The 15,364-nt window shown below is 65.9% G+C and carries 18 protein-coding genes; 7 read left to right on the forward strand and 11 right to left on the reverse strand.

What is annotated here, in order from left to right:
• Positions 1-9 precede the first annotated feature (9 nt).
• Together LH20_RS13505 and LH20_RS13510 are read right to left on the reverse strand one after the other, a co-directional pair.
• Entirely contained in the window at positions 10-276 is a 267-nt protein-coding gene (locus LH20_RS13505; RefSeq protein WP_053554653.1) for a hypothetical protein, read from the reverse strand.
• A 112-nt stretch (positions 277-388) separates the two neighbouring features.
• Positions 389-931, reverse strand: coding sequence for a hypothetical protein (locus tag LH20_RS13510; protein WP_235526981.1), 543 nt, complete (start codon positions 929-931; stop codon positions 389-391).
• Positions 932-1,007: 76 nt separating this feature from the next.
• On the opposite strand from LH20_RS13510, the gene LH20_RS13515 reads away from it, so the two are divergent.
• Complete coding sequence (locus LH20_RS13515; RefSeq protein WP_053554655.1) at positions 1,008-1,811, forward strand: SDR family oxidoreductase; 804 nt, start codon at positions 1,008-1,010, stop codon at positions 1,809-1,811.
• 33 nt (positions 1,812-1,844) lie between these two features.
• Here the strand turns inward: LH20_RS13515 and LH20_RS13520 are convergent, their stop codons facing one another.
• Positions 1,845-2,267, reverse strand: coding sequence for a hypothetical protein (locus LH20_RS13520; RefSeq protein ID WP_053554656.1), 423 nt, complete (start codon positions 2,265-2,267; stop codon positions 1,845-1,847).
• A gap of 55 nt (positions 2,268-2,322) precedes the next feature.
• Positions 2,323-3,459 (reverse strand): tRNA 2-thiouridine(34) synthase MnmA, encoded by a 1,137-nt coding sequence (gene mnmA, locus LH20_RS13525; RefSeq protein WP_053556285.1) that lies wholly within the window; start codon positions 3,457-3,459, stop codon positions 2,323-2,325.
• Positions 3,460-3,604: 145 nt separating this feature from the next.
• On the opposite strand from mnmA, the gene LH20_RS13530 reads away from it, so the two are divergent.
• The 3 genes from LH20_RS13530 (at position 3,605) to LH20_RS13540 (ending at position 4,741) form a co-directional block, all read left to right on the forward strand.
• On the forward strand, positions 3,605-3,988 hold the full coding sequence (locus LH20_RS13530) for a hypothetical protein (protein WP_053554657.1): 384 nt from the start codon (positions 3,605-3,607) through the stop codon (positions 3,986-3,988).
• A gap of 2 nt (positions 3,989-3,990) precedes the next feature.
• A complete protein-coding gene (gene sciP / locus LH20_RS13535; RefSeq protein WP_053554658.1) occupies positions 3,991-4,290 on the forward strand; it encodes a CtrA inhibitor SciP in 300 nt (99 codons plus the stop codon).
• Between the two features lie 178 nt (positions 4,291-4,468).
• Positions 4,469-4,741 (forward strand): hypothetical protein, encoded by a 273-nt coding sequence (locus LH20_RS13540; RefSeq protein ID WP_053554659.1) that lies wholly within the window; start codon positions 4,469-4,471, stop codon positions 4,739-4,741.
• Between the two features lie 62 nt (positions 4,742-4,803).
• On the opposite strand, the gene LH20_RS13545 is transcribed toward LH20_RS13540, so the two are convergent.
• From LH20_RS13545 to argH, 6 genes are all read right to left on the reverse strand, one after another.
• A complete protein-coding gene (locus LH20_RS13545; protein ID WP_235526982.1) occupies positions 4,804-5,445 on the reverse strand; it encodes a GNAT family N-acetyltransferase in 642 nt (213 codons plus the stop codon).
• 66 nt (positions 5,446-5,511) lie between these two features.
• The gene (lepA, locus tag LH20_RS13550) at positions 5,512-7,335 is read right to left on the reverse strand and encodes a translation elongation factor 4 (RefSeq protein ID WP_053554661.1); all 1,824 of its coding nucleotides are present in this window, start codon (positions 7,333-7,335) and stop codon (positions 5,512-5,514) included.
• A gap of 61 nt (positions 7,336-7,396) precedes the next feature.
• On the reverse strand, positions 7,397-8,203 hold the full coding sequence (locus LH20_RS13555; RefSeq protein WP_053554662.1) for a precorrin-2 dehydrogenase/sirohydrochlorin ferrochelatase family protein: 807 nt from the start codon (positions 8,201-8,203) through the stop codon (positions 7,397-7,399).
• 119 nt (positions 8,204-8,322) lie between these two features.
• Entirely contained in the window at positions 8,323-9,582 is a 1,260-nt protein-coding gene (gene lysA / locus LH20_RS13560; protein ID WP_053554663.1) for a diaminopimelate decarboxylase, read from the reverse strand.
• A gap of 121 nt (positions 9,583-9,703) precedes the next feature.
• On the reverse strand, positions 9,704-9,964 hold the full coding sequence (locus tag LH20_RS13565; protein WP_053554664.1) for a hypothetical protein: 261 nt from the start codon (positions 9,962-9,964) through the stop codon (positions 9,704-9,706).
• 2 nt (positions 9,965-9,966) lie between these two features.
• A complete protein-coding gene (gene argH / locus LH20_RS13570; protein WP_053554665.1) occupies positions 9,967-11,337 on the reverse strand; it encodes an argininosuccinate lyase in 1,371 nt (456 codons plus the stop codon).
• Between argH and LH20_RS13575 the strand changes: the two genes are divergently transcribed.
• The 3 genes from LH20_RS13575 to LH20_RS13585 all read left to right on the forward strand — a co-directional run bounded on the left by LH20_RS13575 (position 11,336) and on the right by LH20_RS13585 (position 14,276).
• A complete protein-coding gene (locus tag LH20_RS13575; protein WP_053554666.1) occupies positions 11,336-11,968 on the forward strand; it encodes a TlpA family protein disulfide reductase in 633 nt (210 codons plus the stop codon). The genes argH and LH20_RS13575 overlap by 2 nt on opposite strands.
• Positions 11,969-12,193: 225 nt before the next feature.
• Positions 12,194-13,111, forward strand: coding sequence for an SDR family NAD(P)-dependent oxidoreductase (locus LH20_RS13580; RefSeq protein WP_053554667.1), 918 nt, complete (start codon positions 12,194-12,196; stop codon positions 13,109-13,111).
• 13 nt (positions 13,112-13,124) lie between these two features.
• Positions 13,125-14,276 (forward strand): acyl-CoA dehydrogenase family protein, encoded by a 1,152-nt coding sequence (locus LH20_RS13585; RefSeq protein ID WP_053554668.1) that lies wholly within the window; start codon positions 13,125-13,127, stop codon positions 14,274-14,276.
• A 40-nt stretch (positions 14,277-14,316) separates the two neighbouring features.
• Here LH20_RS13585 and LH20_RS13590 read toward each other — a convergent pair whose 3' ends face one another.
• On the reverse strand, positions 14,317-15,318 hold the full coding sequence (locus tag LH20_RS13590; RefSeq protein ID WP_053554669.1) for an NAD(P)H-dependent glycerol-3-phosphate dehydrogenase: 1,002 nt from the start codon (positions 15,316-15,318) through the stop codon (positions 14,317-14,319).
• Positions 15,319-15,364: the final 46 nt, after the last annotated feature.

Consider the following 15,364-nt stretch of genomic DNA (forward strand, 5'->3'; position numbering starts at 1 on the left):
GAGGCCGCGCTATTCGAGCGCGCGATCCGAACGGCTGAGAACGCCGGGAAGATAGGGCGGCGCCGTACGCACCGGCTTGCGGCACGCGCAGGAGGCGCGGCGCGAGGGCACCGGATCGGCAGGCCGGCGCGCCTTGTCGGACGCGTCCGATTGAGCTGAGGTTTCGGCGAGTAGAACGAGCGACCCCATCGCCGCCGGCATCGCCGGCGCCGCCTGCGCGCGATCGGCGCCGGCAAGACCGGTCAGCAACGCGAGCAAGGTCAATAACAGTCGCAATCGGGGCCCCTCTTTGGTCCAGCGTACGAATAGTGCACGCTGAAGGCTGAACATAGGGTGAAAAGGGCGCGGCGTCCAGAGTTTGATCGAGAACAAAGCCTCGCAAAACGCATCATGAAAGCTGCGGGTTCAGCTCTTTCACTTCGCGAAGAAAGCTCTTGGGCTTCTTGAAGAATTTGCTTTTGCGGTTGACCTTCAGCCCGACCACTTCGGCGAGCTCCATCACGAAATGGACGCAGTTATGCTTGCCGAGGTTGTAGCTTGGCTGTTTGCGCTCCTGCCATTCGCGGATCTTGGCGGTCAGGCGGGCATAGGTCGCATCATCGAGCGTCAGGCTGAACTGCTTGTCGCTCTTTGCCACATAATCGGGTTTCGAGGTCTGGACATAGCCCTTTACCGATCCCAGCAGGATCGCCGGGCTCACCGATTGGGCGGTGAAGCCATAATTGGTGTCGACCAGCTCGCCGGTCGCGTCGACGCGCCCCTTCAGCGTCACAAAGGCGTGGGGGAAGCGGTCGCCGAAATCATGGCTGTAAAAACTCACCACCACCGCGGCATGCGCCGGAAGCGCTGTGCAGAGGAAAAAAACCAAGAGGGAGAGGAGCATCGGCCGCAAAAAGGTCATCGCACCGTGATAACCAGCCCGCCTCCCCATGGCCACCCCCCGTTATTGCCGCTTGACCTCTACCGCCCACCGCGCTGACAGTCATGTCAGCACGAGGGAGGACAGCATGGCACGCAAGGCGATCTTCATCACCGGCGGCGGGTCGGGCATCGGGCGCGCAACGGCCCGCCATTTTGCAGAGCGGGGCTGGTTCGTCGGGCTCGCCGACGTCGATGCCCAGGGGATCGACGAGACCGCCGCGCATCTCCCCGAGGGCGCCGCCTCGCGCCACATCATGGACGTTCGCGACCGCGACCAGTGGCAAAAGGCACTCGCCGATTTTGCCGCCGCGAGCGAAGGGCGGCTCGATGTTCTTTTCAACAACGCCGGAATTGGCACGGGCGCCCCGTTCATCGACATGCCGCCTGCCGAGGCCGACCGGCTGATCGCCATCAATTTCGGCGGCGTCGTCAACGGAATCTACAGCGCGCTGCCGCTCCTTCGCGCGACGCCGGGGTCGACCATCCTCAACACGGGCTCGGCGTCAGGCTTTTACGGCGTCGCGGGGATCGCCCTCTATTCGGCGACGAAATTCGCCGTGCGCGGCCTCACCGAAGCGCTCGAGATCGAATTTGCCAAATATGGCATCAAGGTTTGCTCGCTGATGCCCGGCTTCATCGACACGCCGCTCCTCGACCAGGTGAGCGCCGACAGCAACGAGCCTGCGCGCAGCCGCCTCGCGGCGAGCGGATTCGAGATCGTGCCCGTCGAACGCGTCGCCGAGGCGGCGTGGGAGGCGGTGCATGGCAGCCGTGTGCATGTGACCGTCGGCAAGATGGCGAGGCGCCTGTCGCGCCTCGCGCGCTTCTTTCCCGGGCTCATCGCGAAGCAGTCGAAAAAAATGAACGGTTTCGGCCAGGCGCAATCTTGACGGGAGGAGCCCGCCCGCGCTGCTTGCCGCCCGTCAGTGGACCGTATCGGCCGCCCCCTCGCCTGCCGAGGGTCCGGGCCGCGACAAGATCCACCAGCTTGCAATCATCAGCCCCGCCGACAGCGCCTCGATGATCATCGCCTGGATGATGGCAGGATCGATGGCGTCGCCGCTTGCCGCCCCGATCAGCCGCCCGACCAGCGCGGTGCCGTAGAGCGCCGCGGGCACCAGCAGCGCGCGCGTCCATCCGGGGAGCAAGGCGCCCACCGCCGCTCCGCCTGCGGCGACGAGGAAGAAGGCGGACAGATCCGCGCGCACCGTGTTCGCCGCCGGCCCTTCGGCGATGATCCCGAACAAATCGGTGAAGCTTGCGGGATCGATGATCCCGCGCAAACCGACAATGGCAAAAAACAGCGCCCAAAGAAGGACCGCACCGCGCAGCACCCAGTTGATCATCTCGTCTCTCCCCTAGTTGGCGCGCAGGCTGCGGCATCCGGGGAAAAACTTCAATCTATTCCGCAAGGTCCGCAGCGATCGTTTCCTCGATCCAGCCGCCGCCGAGCACGCGGCTCTCGTCGGCCGCGTCGTAAAGCACGGCCGCCTGTCCCGGCGCGACGCCATATTCGGGTGCGGCAAAGCGCAGATGATCGCCCTCGACCCGTGCCGGCGCGGGCCTTGCCATGCTGCGCACCTTGGCGAGCACATCGCGCCCCTCGACATCGGCAAGCCAGTTTGCCTCGCCGAGCCGCGCGCCCGTGACGGCGAGCGCACGCCGCGGTCCGACCACCACGCGCTTTGTCTCGGCATCGAGCCGGACGACATAAAGCGGCTCCGCCTGGCCGCCGATCTCGATCCCTCGCCGCTGCCCGACCGTATAGTGGATGAGGCCGCGGTGGGCGCCGAGCAGCGTGCCGTCGACATGGACGATCTCGCCCCGGTCATCGGCCTCGGGGCGAAGCTTGCGGACAAGGCTCGCATAATCGCCGTCGGGAACGAAGCAGATGTCCTGGCTGTCGGGCTTGCCGGCAACGCCGAGGCCAAGCTCGCGCGCAATTTCGCGCACCACGCTCTTTTCGAGCCCGCCCAGGGGAAAGCGCAGGAACTCGAGCTGCTCCTGCGTTGTTGCAAAGAGGAAATAGCTCTGGTCGCGCGCCGGGTCGACCGCGCGGTGGAGCTCCGCTCCTTCTGGCCCCATCACGCGGCGGACATAATGGCCGGTTGCAAGGCAGTCCGCGCCCAGGTCCTTCGCCAGTGCGAAAAGATCGGTGAACTTGACCCCCATGTTGCAGCGCACGCAGGGAATGGGCGTGCGCCCGGCAAGATATTCGTCGGCAAACTGGTCGATCACCGTGTCGCGAAACCGGCTTTCATGGTCGTGGACATGGTGAACGAAGCCCAGGCGGTCGGCGACCGCGCGCGCATCGCGGATATCCTGCCCGGCGCAGCAGGCTCCCACGCGCTTCGCCTTCGCGCCATGATCATAAAGCTGCAGCGTCACCCCGATGACCTCGGCGCCCGAGCGCGCAGCAAGCGCTGCAACGACGCTCGAATCGACGCCGCCCGACATGGCGACGACGATTCGCCGGTCCTTCAGCGGTTCGGCGAGCTGGAAATCGCCGAGTCGGTCGGGGGAGAGCACAGAAGCCATGATCGCGGCCATCTAGGGACGACTGTGCCAAAATGCCAGCTTTCCCGGGCGTCGCGTCAAAATATTGACGCGGATTAAGCTTCGCTAACAAGCGCTGAAACGGGCATTTACCGGGCTTTAGCGCCTCGACGCTAGACGGGGGGGCATGAACCTTGCCCCGTCCGACCTTCCACGCCTTGCCGGTGCTGCCAGCCTGTCGAAGCCCGGCTTCGACATCATTCTGGCAGTTTCCGCCGCGCGGCAGGCTGCCTTGCCGACCGTGCGTCTGCTCCGCACCCGGTCGTATCGCGAATCGCGGCAGGCCAAGGTGAATGCTCTGCGTGCCATGTTCGGCGGACCTGCGGGCGGAGACCGGAATACCGGTCCCCGGCCCGCTCGCTTCTTCGATCTGTCCGATCGGAAAAACGCCTTGCCTGAAACCATGAACAGCCCGTTTACCAGAGGATTTCAGCCGATGTTGAACCTCGCTTCTGTAGGTAGGCGGCTGTCGGTTGCACCGATCCCCCCCGCTCAAGACGTTATGGAATGATCATGATCGAGAACCAGAAAATCCGCCCGGCCCAGGTCATCGGCCCCTTGGGGGAACCGCTGACACTGGACTCGCTGCCGCCGCCGAACACGACCCGCTGGGTCGTGCGGCGCAAGGCCGAAGTCGTTGCGGCGGTCAATGGCGGCCTGTTGACGGTCGACGAGGCGTGCGAGCGCTACGGGCTGACGATCGAGGAATTCGCCAGCTGGCAGCGCTCGATCGATCGCAGCGGCATGCCGGGCCTGCGCGTGACGCGGATCCAGCATTATCGCGATCTCTACGAGCGCCAGCAGCGTTTTTGAGAAGAGCCGAAAAGTCGCGGCAGGAGGGCGCCCCGGGCGCCCTCTTTTTTGCCGAACGCCCCGCATATCCGACCTTTTCAGCAGAAAAATGCGCGGCTTTCCCGATATTTGACAATTTGCGTGCAACCCCTGCGTTCACTCAGCGTTAAGGCACGGAGTCAATCAGGAGATCACTCATATGCGCAAGTTTGCAATCACCCTCACCGCCGCGTCGGCGCTCGCGCTCGGCGCTTGCCAGAGCCCGGAAGCCGACAGGGTCGAGGATCAGGCCGAAGCCCAGGCTGAAGCGATCGACGCCCAGGCCGACGCCATGCCCGAAGGCCCGGCGAAGGAGGCCATGGAAAAGAAGGCCGACGTCGTCGAAGAGCAGGGCGAGGAAAAGGCCAACGCGATGGACGACAATGGCGAAATCGCTCCGTCGGAAACTGGCGTCGGCGACACGCAACAGTAAAAGCCGGCCTTCCTTTGCGAAGGCTGCAGGAAGGGCGCCCGGCCTCGCCGCGGCGCCCTTTTCTATGCGCGGCCGCAAAGCGTGCGAAACACGTCCTGCACCCCGCGCGCCGCAGTGTCGCGGCGCAGCCGATCGAGCGCGCCTGCGACATCGAGCCGATATTCGGACACGCCCGCCGCCGCGCGCTCCCATTTGGCGCCGAGCGATCCGACCAGCCGCACCGCGGCGAGGTTCTCGGACAATATGTGAACGTCGAGCACGGTCAGCCCTTCAGCCAGGCACTGGATCAAGAGCGCCGTGGTCATCATGCGCGCGAGCCCCTTGCCATGAAAGGCGTCGATCACCGCGACCGAATATTCGCCAATCCGGCCGCCATGCGCATAGCGCACCGCGTGCACCGCGCCGATTGCGGGCGTCCCTTCGCATTCGGTACACAGCGCACCCCATGCGATATGATCGTGCCCGTCGACGTCGACCAGCCGCTCGACCACGTTGTCGGGCGGCATCGGCGCGGGCGAGAAGAAGCGCAGATAGCGCGCCTCGGCCGAGAGCCTTGTGATCCCCTCGCGCAGCAGCGGCTCGTCCGCGGGCGTAATGGCACGAAGGCAGACGGCAGTGCCGTCGGCAAGCACGCTATGCACTTCAATGCCGCCGAGCGGCATCCGCGCGGTCGTTGCCATCCCGATCTCCCGGCCGCGAACCATGGGAAGACGATAGGGCGGCCGCGCGGGCGCGGCAAGGGAGCAGCCTCCCCGCCCTAATCTGAAGGATCAGGCATCGTCGCCCATGCGAAGCGCGGCGATAAACGCCTCCTGGGGGATGTTGACATTCCCATATTCGCGCATCCGCTTCTTGCCCTCTTTCTGCTTTTCGAGGAGCTTTTTCTTGCGGGTCGCATCGCCGCCATAGCATTTGGCGGTCACGTCCTTGCGCAGCGCCGCGATCGTCTCGCGGGCGATCACCTTGCCGCCGATCGCTGCCTGGATCGGAATCTTGAACATGTGGCGGGGAATGAGGTCCTTCAGCCGTTCGCACATGCCGCGGCCGCGGCTTTCTGCCGAGCCGCGGTGAACGATCATCGAGAGCGCATCGACGGGCTCGTTGTTGACGAGGATGCTCATCTTGACGAGGTCGCCCGGGCGGTGGCCGATCTGGTGGTAGTCGAACGAGGCATAGCCCCGCGAAATGCTCTTCAGCCGGTCGTAGAAGTCGAATACCACCTCGTTCAAGGGCAGCTCGTAGGTGATCTGCGCGCGGCCGCCGACATAGGTAAGATTCTTCTGGATACCGCGGCGGTCCTGGCAGAGTTTCAGGATCGAGCCCAGATATTCATCGGGAACATAGATCACCGCCTCGATCCACGGCTCCTCGATCTCCTCGATCCGGTTGGGGTCGGGCATGTCGGCGGGGTTGTGGAGCTCCATTTCGGTCGGCCCGCCATCCTTCGACCGGGTGAGCTTGAGCTTGTAGACCACCGAGGGCGCGGTGGTGATGAGGTCGAGATCATATTCGCGGGTGAGCCGCTCCTGGATGATCTCGAGGTGGAGGAGCCCCAAGAAGCCGCAGCGGAAGCCAAAGCCCAGCGCCGCGCTCGTCTCCATTTCGAAGCTGAACGAAGCATCGTTGAGGCGCAGCTTCTGGATGCTCTCGCGCAGCTTTTCAAAGTCATTGGCGTCGGTCGGGAAGAGGCCGCAGAACACGACCGGCTGGACCTCCTTGAACCCCGGCAGCGGCGCTGCGGCAGGCTTTTTCGCGTCGGTGACCGTGTCGCCGACACGCGCCTGTGCAACATCCTTGATCTGCGCGGTGATGAAGCCGATTTCGCCCGGGCCGATCTCGGTGAGGTCCTGCCTCTTGGGCGTGAAGCAGCCGACGCGGTCGATGAGGTGGGTGGTGCCCGCCTGCATGAACTTGATCTGCTGACCTTTCTTCAGGACGCCATCGACGACCCGGACGAGAATGACGACCCCGAGATAGGGGTCGTACCAGCTGTCGACGAGCATCGCGACGAGCGGCGCCGACCCATCGCCCTTGGGCGGCGGGATCTTGGCGACAATCGCCTCGAGGCATTCCTCGATGCCGATCCCCGATTTGGCCGATGCGAGCACCGCATCGTCGGCGGGCAGGCCGATGATATCCTCGATCTCGGCCTTCACCTTGTCGACGTCGGCGGCGGGAAGGTCGATCTTGTTGATTACCGGCACGATCTCGTGATCATGCTCGATCGACTGATAGACGTTGGCGAGCGTCTGCGCCTCGACCCCTTGCGCGGCGTCGACGACGAGGAGCGCGCCCTCGCACGCAGCCAGGCTGCGCGACACTTCATAGGCAAAGTCGACGTGACCGGGCGTGTCCATGAGGTTGAGCTGATAGGTCTCGCCATCTTTCGCCTTGTACGAAAGGCGCACTGTTTGCGCCTTGATGGTGATCCCGCGCTCCTTCTCGATGTCCATATTGTCGAGGACCTGCGCCGACATCTCGCGCTCGGTGAGGCCGCCGGTGAACTGGATCAGCCGGTCGGCGAGCGTCGACTTGCCATGGTCGATGTGCGCGATGATCGAAAAATTACGGATATGCGAGAGAGGCGTTGTCATGGCGCGCGCGTTAGCAGGGGTTTGCCGCGCTGTCAGCAGCCGAGTCGTGCCGCCGCGCCCCTCAGGCGGGGCCGGAGGCGCCGGGGGCTCCAAGCCATAGCGACAGGCCCGGCGGCACGTCGGCGGGGGGGACTTGCGCCTCGGTGCGCACCGCGTCGGCGCGGGCGCGCGTCAGGATCGCAGGGGCAACCGCCGGGTGGTGGAAAATAAAGTCGGCCTGCCCGAGGAGCCGCGCCGCGCGCAAGGTGAGCTCGTCAGGGTCGTTGCTCGCAAGCGCCAGGATTTCGAGGCGCGCGGGCGCCAGGGGGTCCGCGCCGTCGCCGGTGCTCGCCGACGCGAGCCAGGCCTCGACGCGCTCTGCTGCCCCCTCGTCGAGCGGGTCGAGCACACCGCCTTCGGCAAGCGCGGCGTCGATCGCGCGGCGCCGGTCGGCAGCGGCCGGCCAGCGCTCGGTCATCGCCGCGCGGGCGGCGTGGAGCGCGGCGGCGAGAGCGCCGAGCCCTTCGGGAAGCAGTGCCTCGATGCGCTGGCGGATCGCTTTGGCAAGACCCGCCGACGCGCCGCCGGTGGCGACCGCGATGGTGACGGGCGCGCGCTCGACAATGGCCGGGGTTGTGAAATCGCAAAGATCGGGCCGGTCGACGACGTTGACGAGAAGCCCGTGCGCGCGCAGCGCCTCGGCCGCAGCGCGCGCGGCGGCCTCATCCTCGAGCGCGACGAAACCGATGGCCGCGCCAGGCTCCCACGCGGCAACGACCCGCCCCCCTGCCCGCGCGACGAGCCGCGCCTTGGCCTCGGCCGCGGCGCCGGTCCCGACGATTACGACGGTTCGGCCGGCAAGCGTGAGGAAGAGGGGGAACTGGTGCATGAGGCAACTCTTAGCAAGCCCATCCGCGTGAGGGGAGAGGCGGAGGTGGACGGGGGCGCTGCGACACGCCGCCCGGGCGCCCCCCCCCGGCGTCCTGCAGGCTAGAGAGCGCTCGCGCGTCAGTCGATCCAGTCCGGCACGCGCTCGGCCGCCATGATCGTGCCGGCGGCGATCCGGTCAGCGACGACGATGTAGCGCCCGCCATCGACGAGCACTTCGGGGACGAGGCTGCGGCTGTTGTAGGTCGACGCCATCGTCGCGCCATAGGCGCCCGCGGTGCGAAAGACGGCAAGGTCGCCGGCTTGCACGGCGTCGATCTCTCGGTCGCGCGCGAAGGTGTCGCCGGTTTCGCAGACCGGGCCGACGATCGATGCGGTCATCTTCTCGCCCGTCGGCTTCACCGCCACGAAATCGTGATAGGCATCGTAAAGCGCGGGGCGCGCCAGATCGTTCATCGCGGCATCGACGATGACAAAGGGGTTTGACGCGCCGGGCTTCACCCAGAGCACTTCGGTCAGGAGCACCCCGGTGTTGCCCGCGATCACACGGCCGGGTTCGAACATCAGCGTGACATCCCAGTCCTTCGTGACGCGCGCCACCATCGCGCCATAGTCGGCAGGGCTCGGCGGATTGTCACCCGGCTTGTAGGGCACGCCGAGCCCGCCGCCGAGATCGACATGGGTGATGCTGTGCCCCGCGGCGCGCAGATCCGAAACAAGGAGGCCGACGCGCTCGAACGCGGCCTCAAGCGGCGCGAGGCTGGTGAGCTGGCTTCCGATATGGAGCGCGACCCCGCGCAGGTTGAGCCCGGGTAGCGCGGCGAGCCGCGCGAAGATCTGGGGCGCGACATCGATGCCGACCCCGAACTTGTTTTCGGCCTTGCCGGTCGAGATTTTGGCATGCGTGCCTGCGTCGACGTCGGGGTTGACACGCAGCACCGCATTGGCTGTCGTCTCGCGCGCAAGCGCAATCTCTGCGAGCGCGGCGCCCTCGGGCTCATGCTCGATGTTGAACTGGCCGATGCCGCGGTCGAGACCCTGCGCAAGCTCGGCACGCGTCTTGCCGACGCCCGAGAAGACGATGTCTTCAGCCGCCATGCCCGAGGCGAGCGCGCGTTCAAGCTCGCCCCCCGAGACGACGTCGGCGCCGTAGCCCTGCCGCGCGAGCACGCGCAGCACGCCGAGATTGGGGTTGCACTTGATCGCGAAGGCAAGGTGCTTCTTCGGCACATCCTTGAGCGCGTCGCGGAAGACCTGCGCATGACGCTCGAGCGTCGCACGCGAATAGACATAGACGGGGGTTCCCACCTCAGCGGCAATCTGCGGCAGGGGGATATCTTCGGCGTGGAGGACGCCGTCACGAAGTTCAAAATGGTCCATCGAAGGAAATCCTGATCATCATCATTTGCACGCGCATCGAGCGATCGAGATGCCCCGAGGGATAGGAAAGATCGTGGGGGTCTCGATGGGGCGCGATGCGAGCGGGAGGCCGGGGGTTTGGTCAGCCCGGCGGGGGCAGATCGAAGTCGTCGGGTTCGCGCTGTTCGGACCGTTTGAGAAGTTCGTCGCTGCGCGCGGGCTTGGCCTGCGCGTCAGGCGTCGTGAGCTCCTCATTCGTCGGGGGGCGCGTCGCGCCGATGGGGATGACCGGCGGGGCCTGGCCCACCACGGGCTTCAAGTCCTCGCGGCTGCCGCACGCGCCGAGCGTTGCTGCAAGGGCGGCGGCCGACACGATCGCGGCGATGAGCGGGCGGGTCTGCATCGTCAACTCTCCAGCGCGGCGCGCGCCGCGGCAATGGCCTGCCTTACCCGTTCGGGCGCGGTGCCGCCATAGCTGATGCGGCTTGCAACCGACGCCTCGACGGTGAGCGCTGCGAGCGCCTCGGGGGTGACGGCCGCGTGGATCGCCGCTGCCTCGGCCGCAGGCAGCGCCGAAAGTTCAACGCCAAGCTCTTCGGATCGTTTCACGCACGCACCCACGATGTGGTGCGCCTCGCGGAAGGGCACCCCTGCCTCGCGCACCAGCCAGTCGGCAAGGTCGGTCGCAGTCGAAAAACCCGAGGCGGCGAGCGCGCGCATCCGGTCGGTGCGGAAGGTCAGCGTCTCGACCATCCCGGTGAGCGCGGCAAGCGACAGCGCAAGCGCGTCGAAGGCGCCGAACACCGTCTCCTTGTCGTCCTGCAGATCCTTCGAATAGGTGAGCGGCAGCCCCTTGACGATAACCGCGAGCCGCTGGAAGGCTCCGAGGAGCAGCCCTGCACGCCCGCGCACGAGCTCGGCCGCGTCGGGATTGCGCTTTTGCGGCATGATCGAGCTGCCTGTCGACCAGGCATCGGGCAGCGCGACAAAGCCGAAGGGCTGGCTTGCCCAGATCACGATTTCCTCCGCGAGGCGCGAGAGGTGCAGTGCGGCGATCGCGGCGGCAGCGCAGAATTCAAGGGCAAAGTCGCGGTCGGAGACGGCGTCGATGCTGTTCGCCATCGGACGCGCAAAGCCGAGCGCCTTGGCGGTCGCATCGCGATCGACCGCAAAGCCCGTGCCCGCAAGCGCCGCGGCGCCGAGCGGCGATTCGTTGAGCCGCGAGCGCGCGTCAGAAAAGCGCCCGCGGTCGCGCGCCGCCATCTCGACATAGGCAAGAAGATGATGACCAAGCGTCACCGGCTGCGCGACCTGAAGATGGGTAAAGCCCGGCATGATGCTCGCGGCATGCTCCTCGGCGCGCGCAAGCAGCGCGGCCTGGAGGCCCTTCAGCCCCGCGTCGATGCGCTCGCATGCGCCGCGCACCCAGAGGCGGAAATCGGTTGCGACCTGGTCGTTGCGCGAGCGCGCGGTGTGAAGGCGTCCGGCAGGCTCGCCGACAATTTCCTTGAGCCGCGATTCCACCGTCATGTGGATATCCTCAAGCGCAAGGTCGACGGGCACCCCGTCGCGGGCGAACTCGGCGGCGATTTCGGCAAGGCCTGCGTCGATCGCTGCAGCATCAGCCGCGGTGATGATGCCCTGCGCTCCGAGCATCGCGGCATGCGCGCGGCTGGCCGCAATATCTTCTTCCCACAAGCGCTTGTCCACGGGGATTGAGGCGTTTATTTCCTGCATGATCGCCGCGGGACCGCCCCCGAAGCGGCCGCCCCACATGCTGCTCTTGTCCGGAGATTCCGCCATTCGCCGCGCCCTAGATCCGAAAATTGCCCTCCTCGCCATCCTGCTGGCGGGGTCGATCGCCGGCTGCGATAGGGAAAAGCGGGACCAGGAGCAAGCGGGGGCGTCGCAAGCAAATATTGCCCCCGATGAAGCGAAGGATGCGCGCAGCGCCGGAACCTTCCAGCATCAGATCGATCGCTCGCATGCGGGCGAGGCGGCTCCCTCCGCGCGCTTTTTCGGCCCCGACAATGCGCCGGTGACGCTCACAGCCTTCAAGGGCCGGCCGCTCCTCGTCAATCTCTGGGCGACCTGGTGCGCGCCCTGCGTCGCGGAAATGCCGACGCTCGACGCGCTCGCGGCGCAGCAGGACAAGGCAATGACGGTGATCGCGGTCGCGCAGGACCTCCAGGGCGCCGCGGTCGTCGACCCCTGGTTCCAGAAGGCTGGGCTCACCTCGCTCCAGCCCTATGTCGACCCCGAGAACGCTCTTCTCGATGCGGCGAGCAGCGCGCTTCCCACAAGCATTCTCTACGATGCCGAAGGCAAGGAATTGTGGCGGATAATCGGCGCGATCGACTGGCAGGGAGCAAAGGCGAAGGCGCTGCTTGCCGAGGCGGGCATCTAGACGGGATCCGCCGCCCCCCGCCACGCTGCGGCGGGGGCCAGCGACGACGGCGATCCGGGCGGCGAGCGAGAGGGCCATGCCGGCTGGGTTCGGCTTGAAGGCGCGCGATGGCAAGCGGGGGCAGGCGCCTCCCATTTTCATATATATGAAAACATCTTTCTGGATATTGAAATAGCCGCGCTACTCCCCTAGCCCCATCATCGATAGGAAAGAGGAGACTCAAGCATGAGCGGGCTGCTTACGGACAAGGTGGTGGCGGTGACGGGCGCAGGACGCGGGGTCGGGCGCGAGATCGCCCTTCTTTGTGCGCGCGAGGGCGCCGCCGTGGTGGTCAACGACCTTGGCACCTCGGGCGAAGGCGAAGGCGCTGACCTCTCGCCCGCCGAAGAGACAGTGAACGATATCAAGGCAGCCGGCGGCCGCGCGGTGGTCAACGGCGCAAGCGTTGCCGACCCCAGGGGCGCGGCGAGCATCATCGAGGATGCAGTGCAGAATTTCGGGCGCATCGACGCCGTGGTCAACAATGCCGGCATCCTGCGCGACCGCATCTGGCACAAGCTCAGCCACGAGGACTGGGCCGCTGTGATCGATGTCCATCTCAACGGCTGCTTCAACGTATCGAAAGCGGCAACGCCCTATTTTCGCGAGCAGGGATCGGGAAGCTTCATCCACTTCACCTCGACGAGCGGGCTCATCGGCAATTTCGGCCAGGCCAATTATTCGGCGGCAAAGCTCGGCATCGTCGGCCTCTCGCAGTCGATTGCGCTCGACATGGCGCGCGCGGGCGTGCGCTCGAACTGCATCGCGCCCTTTGCCTGGAGCCGCATGACCGCCTCGATCCCGGCAACGACGCCCGAAGAGATTGCACGGGTCGAGCGGATGAAGACGATGAGCGCCGACAAGATTGCGCCGCTCGTTGCCTTCCTCGCGAGCGACGCGGCCAAAGAGGTGACCAACCAGATCTTTGGCGTGCGCAAGAACGAGATTTTCCTTTTCTCAAAGCCGCGCCCGATCCGCTCGATGCAGAAGAGCGAGGGCTGGACCCCGCAGGCGATCGCAGACGAGCTCTTGCCCGCGTTCCGCCCCAGCTTCGCTCGCCCCGATGAACGCTCAGGCGACGTCTTCGGCTATGATCCGATCTGAGGATAGAAGGCCCATGCAGGATTACACCGCCATCCGCGAAGAGGTCGCAAAGCTCTGCGCCGCCTTTCCCGGCCCCTATTGGCAGGCGAAGGACAAGCGGCGCGAATATCCTTCAGAGTTCGTCGCGGCGCTCGGCGAGGCGGGCTATCTCGCCGCGCTCATCCCCGAGGAATATGGCGGCGCGGGCCTGCCACTCTCCGCAGCCGCGGCGATCCTCGAGGAAATCCAGCGCCAGGGATGCAACGGCGGCGCGGTGCACGCGCAAATGTACGTGATGGGAACGGTGCTGCGCCACGGGTCCGAAGAACAGAAGGCCCGCTATCTGCCGCGCGTCGCGACGGGTGAGCTGCGCCTGCAGGCGTTCGGGGTCACCGAACCGACGAGCGGCACCGATACGCTGAGCCTCAAGACCACGGCGAGGCGCGAGGGCGAACATTACATCGTCAATGGCCAGAAATTATGGACGAGCCGCGCCGAGCACAGCGATCTCATGATCCTGCTCGCGCGCACGACGCCGCGCGAAGAGGCGGCGAGCCGCACCGAGGGTCTCTCGGTCTTCCTCGTCGACATGAAGGAAGCGCTCGCCGCGGGAACGCTCACGATCCGGCCGATCGACACGATGATGAACCATGCGACGACCGAGGTCTTCTTCGACAATATGCGCATTCCCGCCGCCAATCTGATCGGCGAGGAGGGCAAGGGTTTCCGCTATATCCTGTCGGGGATGAATGCCGAGCGGCTGCTGATCGCAGCGGAATGCATCGGCGATGCCAAGTGGTTCATCGACAAGGCGTCGGCCTATGCAAAGGAGCGCGTGCTGTTCGGCCGTCCGATCGGCCAGAATCAGGGGGTGCAGTTTCCCATCGCGCGCGCCTATACCCAGATGCGTGCCGCCGAACTGCTCGTCCACGACGGAATCGCCAAATATGAGGCGGGCGAGAATGCGGGGGCCGAGGCCAATATGGCGAAGATGCTCGCCGCCGAGGCCAGCTGGGCCGCGGGCGAAGCGTGCATCCAGACCCACGGCGGCTTCGGTTTTGCAGCCGAATATGACATCGAGCGGAAGTTCCGCGAGACGCGCCTCTACCAGGTCGCGCCGATCAGCACGAACATGATCCTCTCCTATGTCGCCGAGCATGTGCTGGGGATGCCGCGAAGCTATTGAGGCGGGGTCGCGCCCGCCCCGCCTTTCGCACAGCGCCGCGCTAGCCTGGATGCGCTTCGTCGCCGACGGTTGAGCGCAGGAGGCCCCTGAACACCTCCTGCGCCGTCCGCTTTCCTTGCGTCACGTCGAAAACGTCGCTCGCGATCGGCATCGCGATGCCGTATTTTTTGGCGAGCGCCATCACCGTTGGCGCGCTCTTCACGCCTTCAGCGACCATGTTCATGCCTTCGATGATCGCATCGATGTGGCGCCCCTTGCCCAGTTCAACCCCGACGTGGCGATTGCGGCTCAAGGGGCTGGTGCAGGTTGCAATGAGGTCGCCCATTCCGGTGAGGCCCGCGAAGGTTTCGGGGCGTCCCCCCATTGCGACGCCGAGCCGCGTGATCTCGGCAAGCCCGCGCGTCATCAGCCCCGCGCGCGTATTGTCGCCTGCGCCAAGCCCGTCGCCCATCCCGACCGCAATCGCGATGATATTCTTCAAAACCCCGCCGAGTTCGCAGCCAAGAAGATCAGTATTGGTGTAGACGCGAAACAGCCCCGAGTGGAAAACGGGCTGGAGCGCGCGCACGACGATCTCGTCTTCCATCGACAGGACGCTCGCTGCCGCCTGCCCGCTCATGATCTCGCGCGCGAGATTGGGGCCGGTGAGGACACCCACGGGGTGGCCGGGCAGCACCTCTTCGATGAGCTCGGTCATCCGCTTGCCCGAGGCGAGCTCGAGCCCCTTGGTGAGGCTGATGACGGGAACCCAGGGACGAAGATGGCGCCTCGCCTCTTCGAGCACCCCACGAAAGCTGTGCGAGGGCACCCCCATGACGAGAACGTCGGCGCTCGCCACCACCTCCTCGAGACTGGTGGTCGCGTTAAGCGCTGCGGGGAGCGTAATGCCGGGGAGATATCTGGGGTTCTCGTGCGCGCGATTGATGCTCTCCACTGTCTCGGCATCACGCGCCCAGAGCGTGATCGGCGCATTGCGAGACACCAAGGAGGCGACCGTCGTCCCCCAGCTACCGCCCCCGAGCAGCCCGATCTTCAGCCGCATCGCCCCCTCCCTTTCTTTGAAGCAAAGAGTGGCGCGACTTTAAGCC

Origin of the sequence: Sphingopyxis sp. 113P3 (assembly GCF_001278035.1) — a bacterium.
Taxonomy (GTDB): Bacteria; Pseudomonadota; Alphaproteobacteria; order Sphingomonadales; family Sphingomonadaceae; genus Sphingopyxis.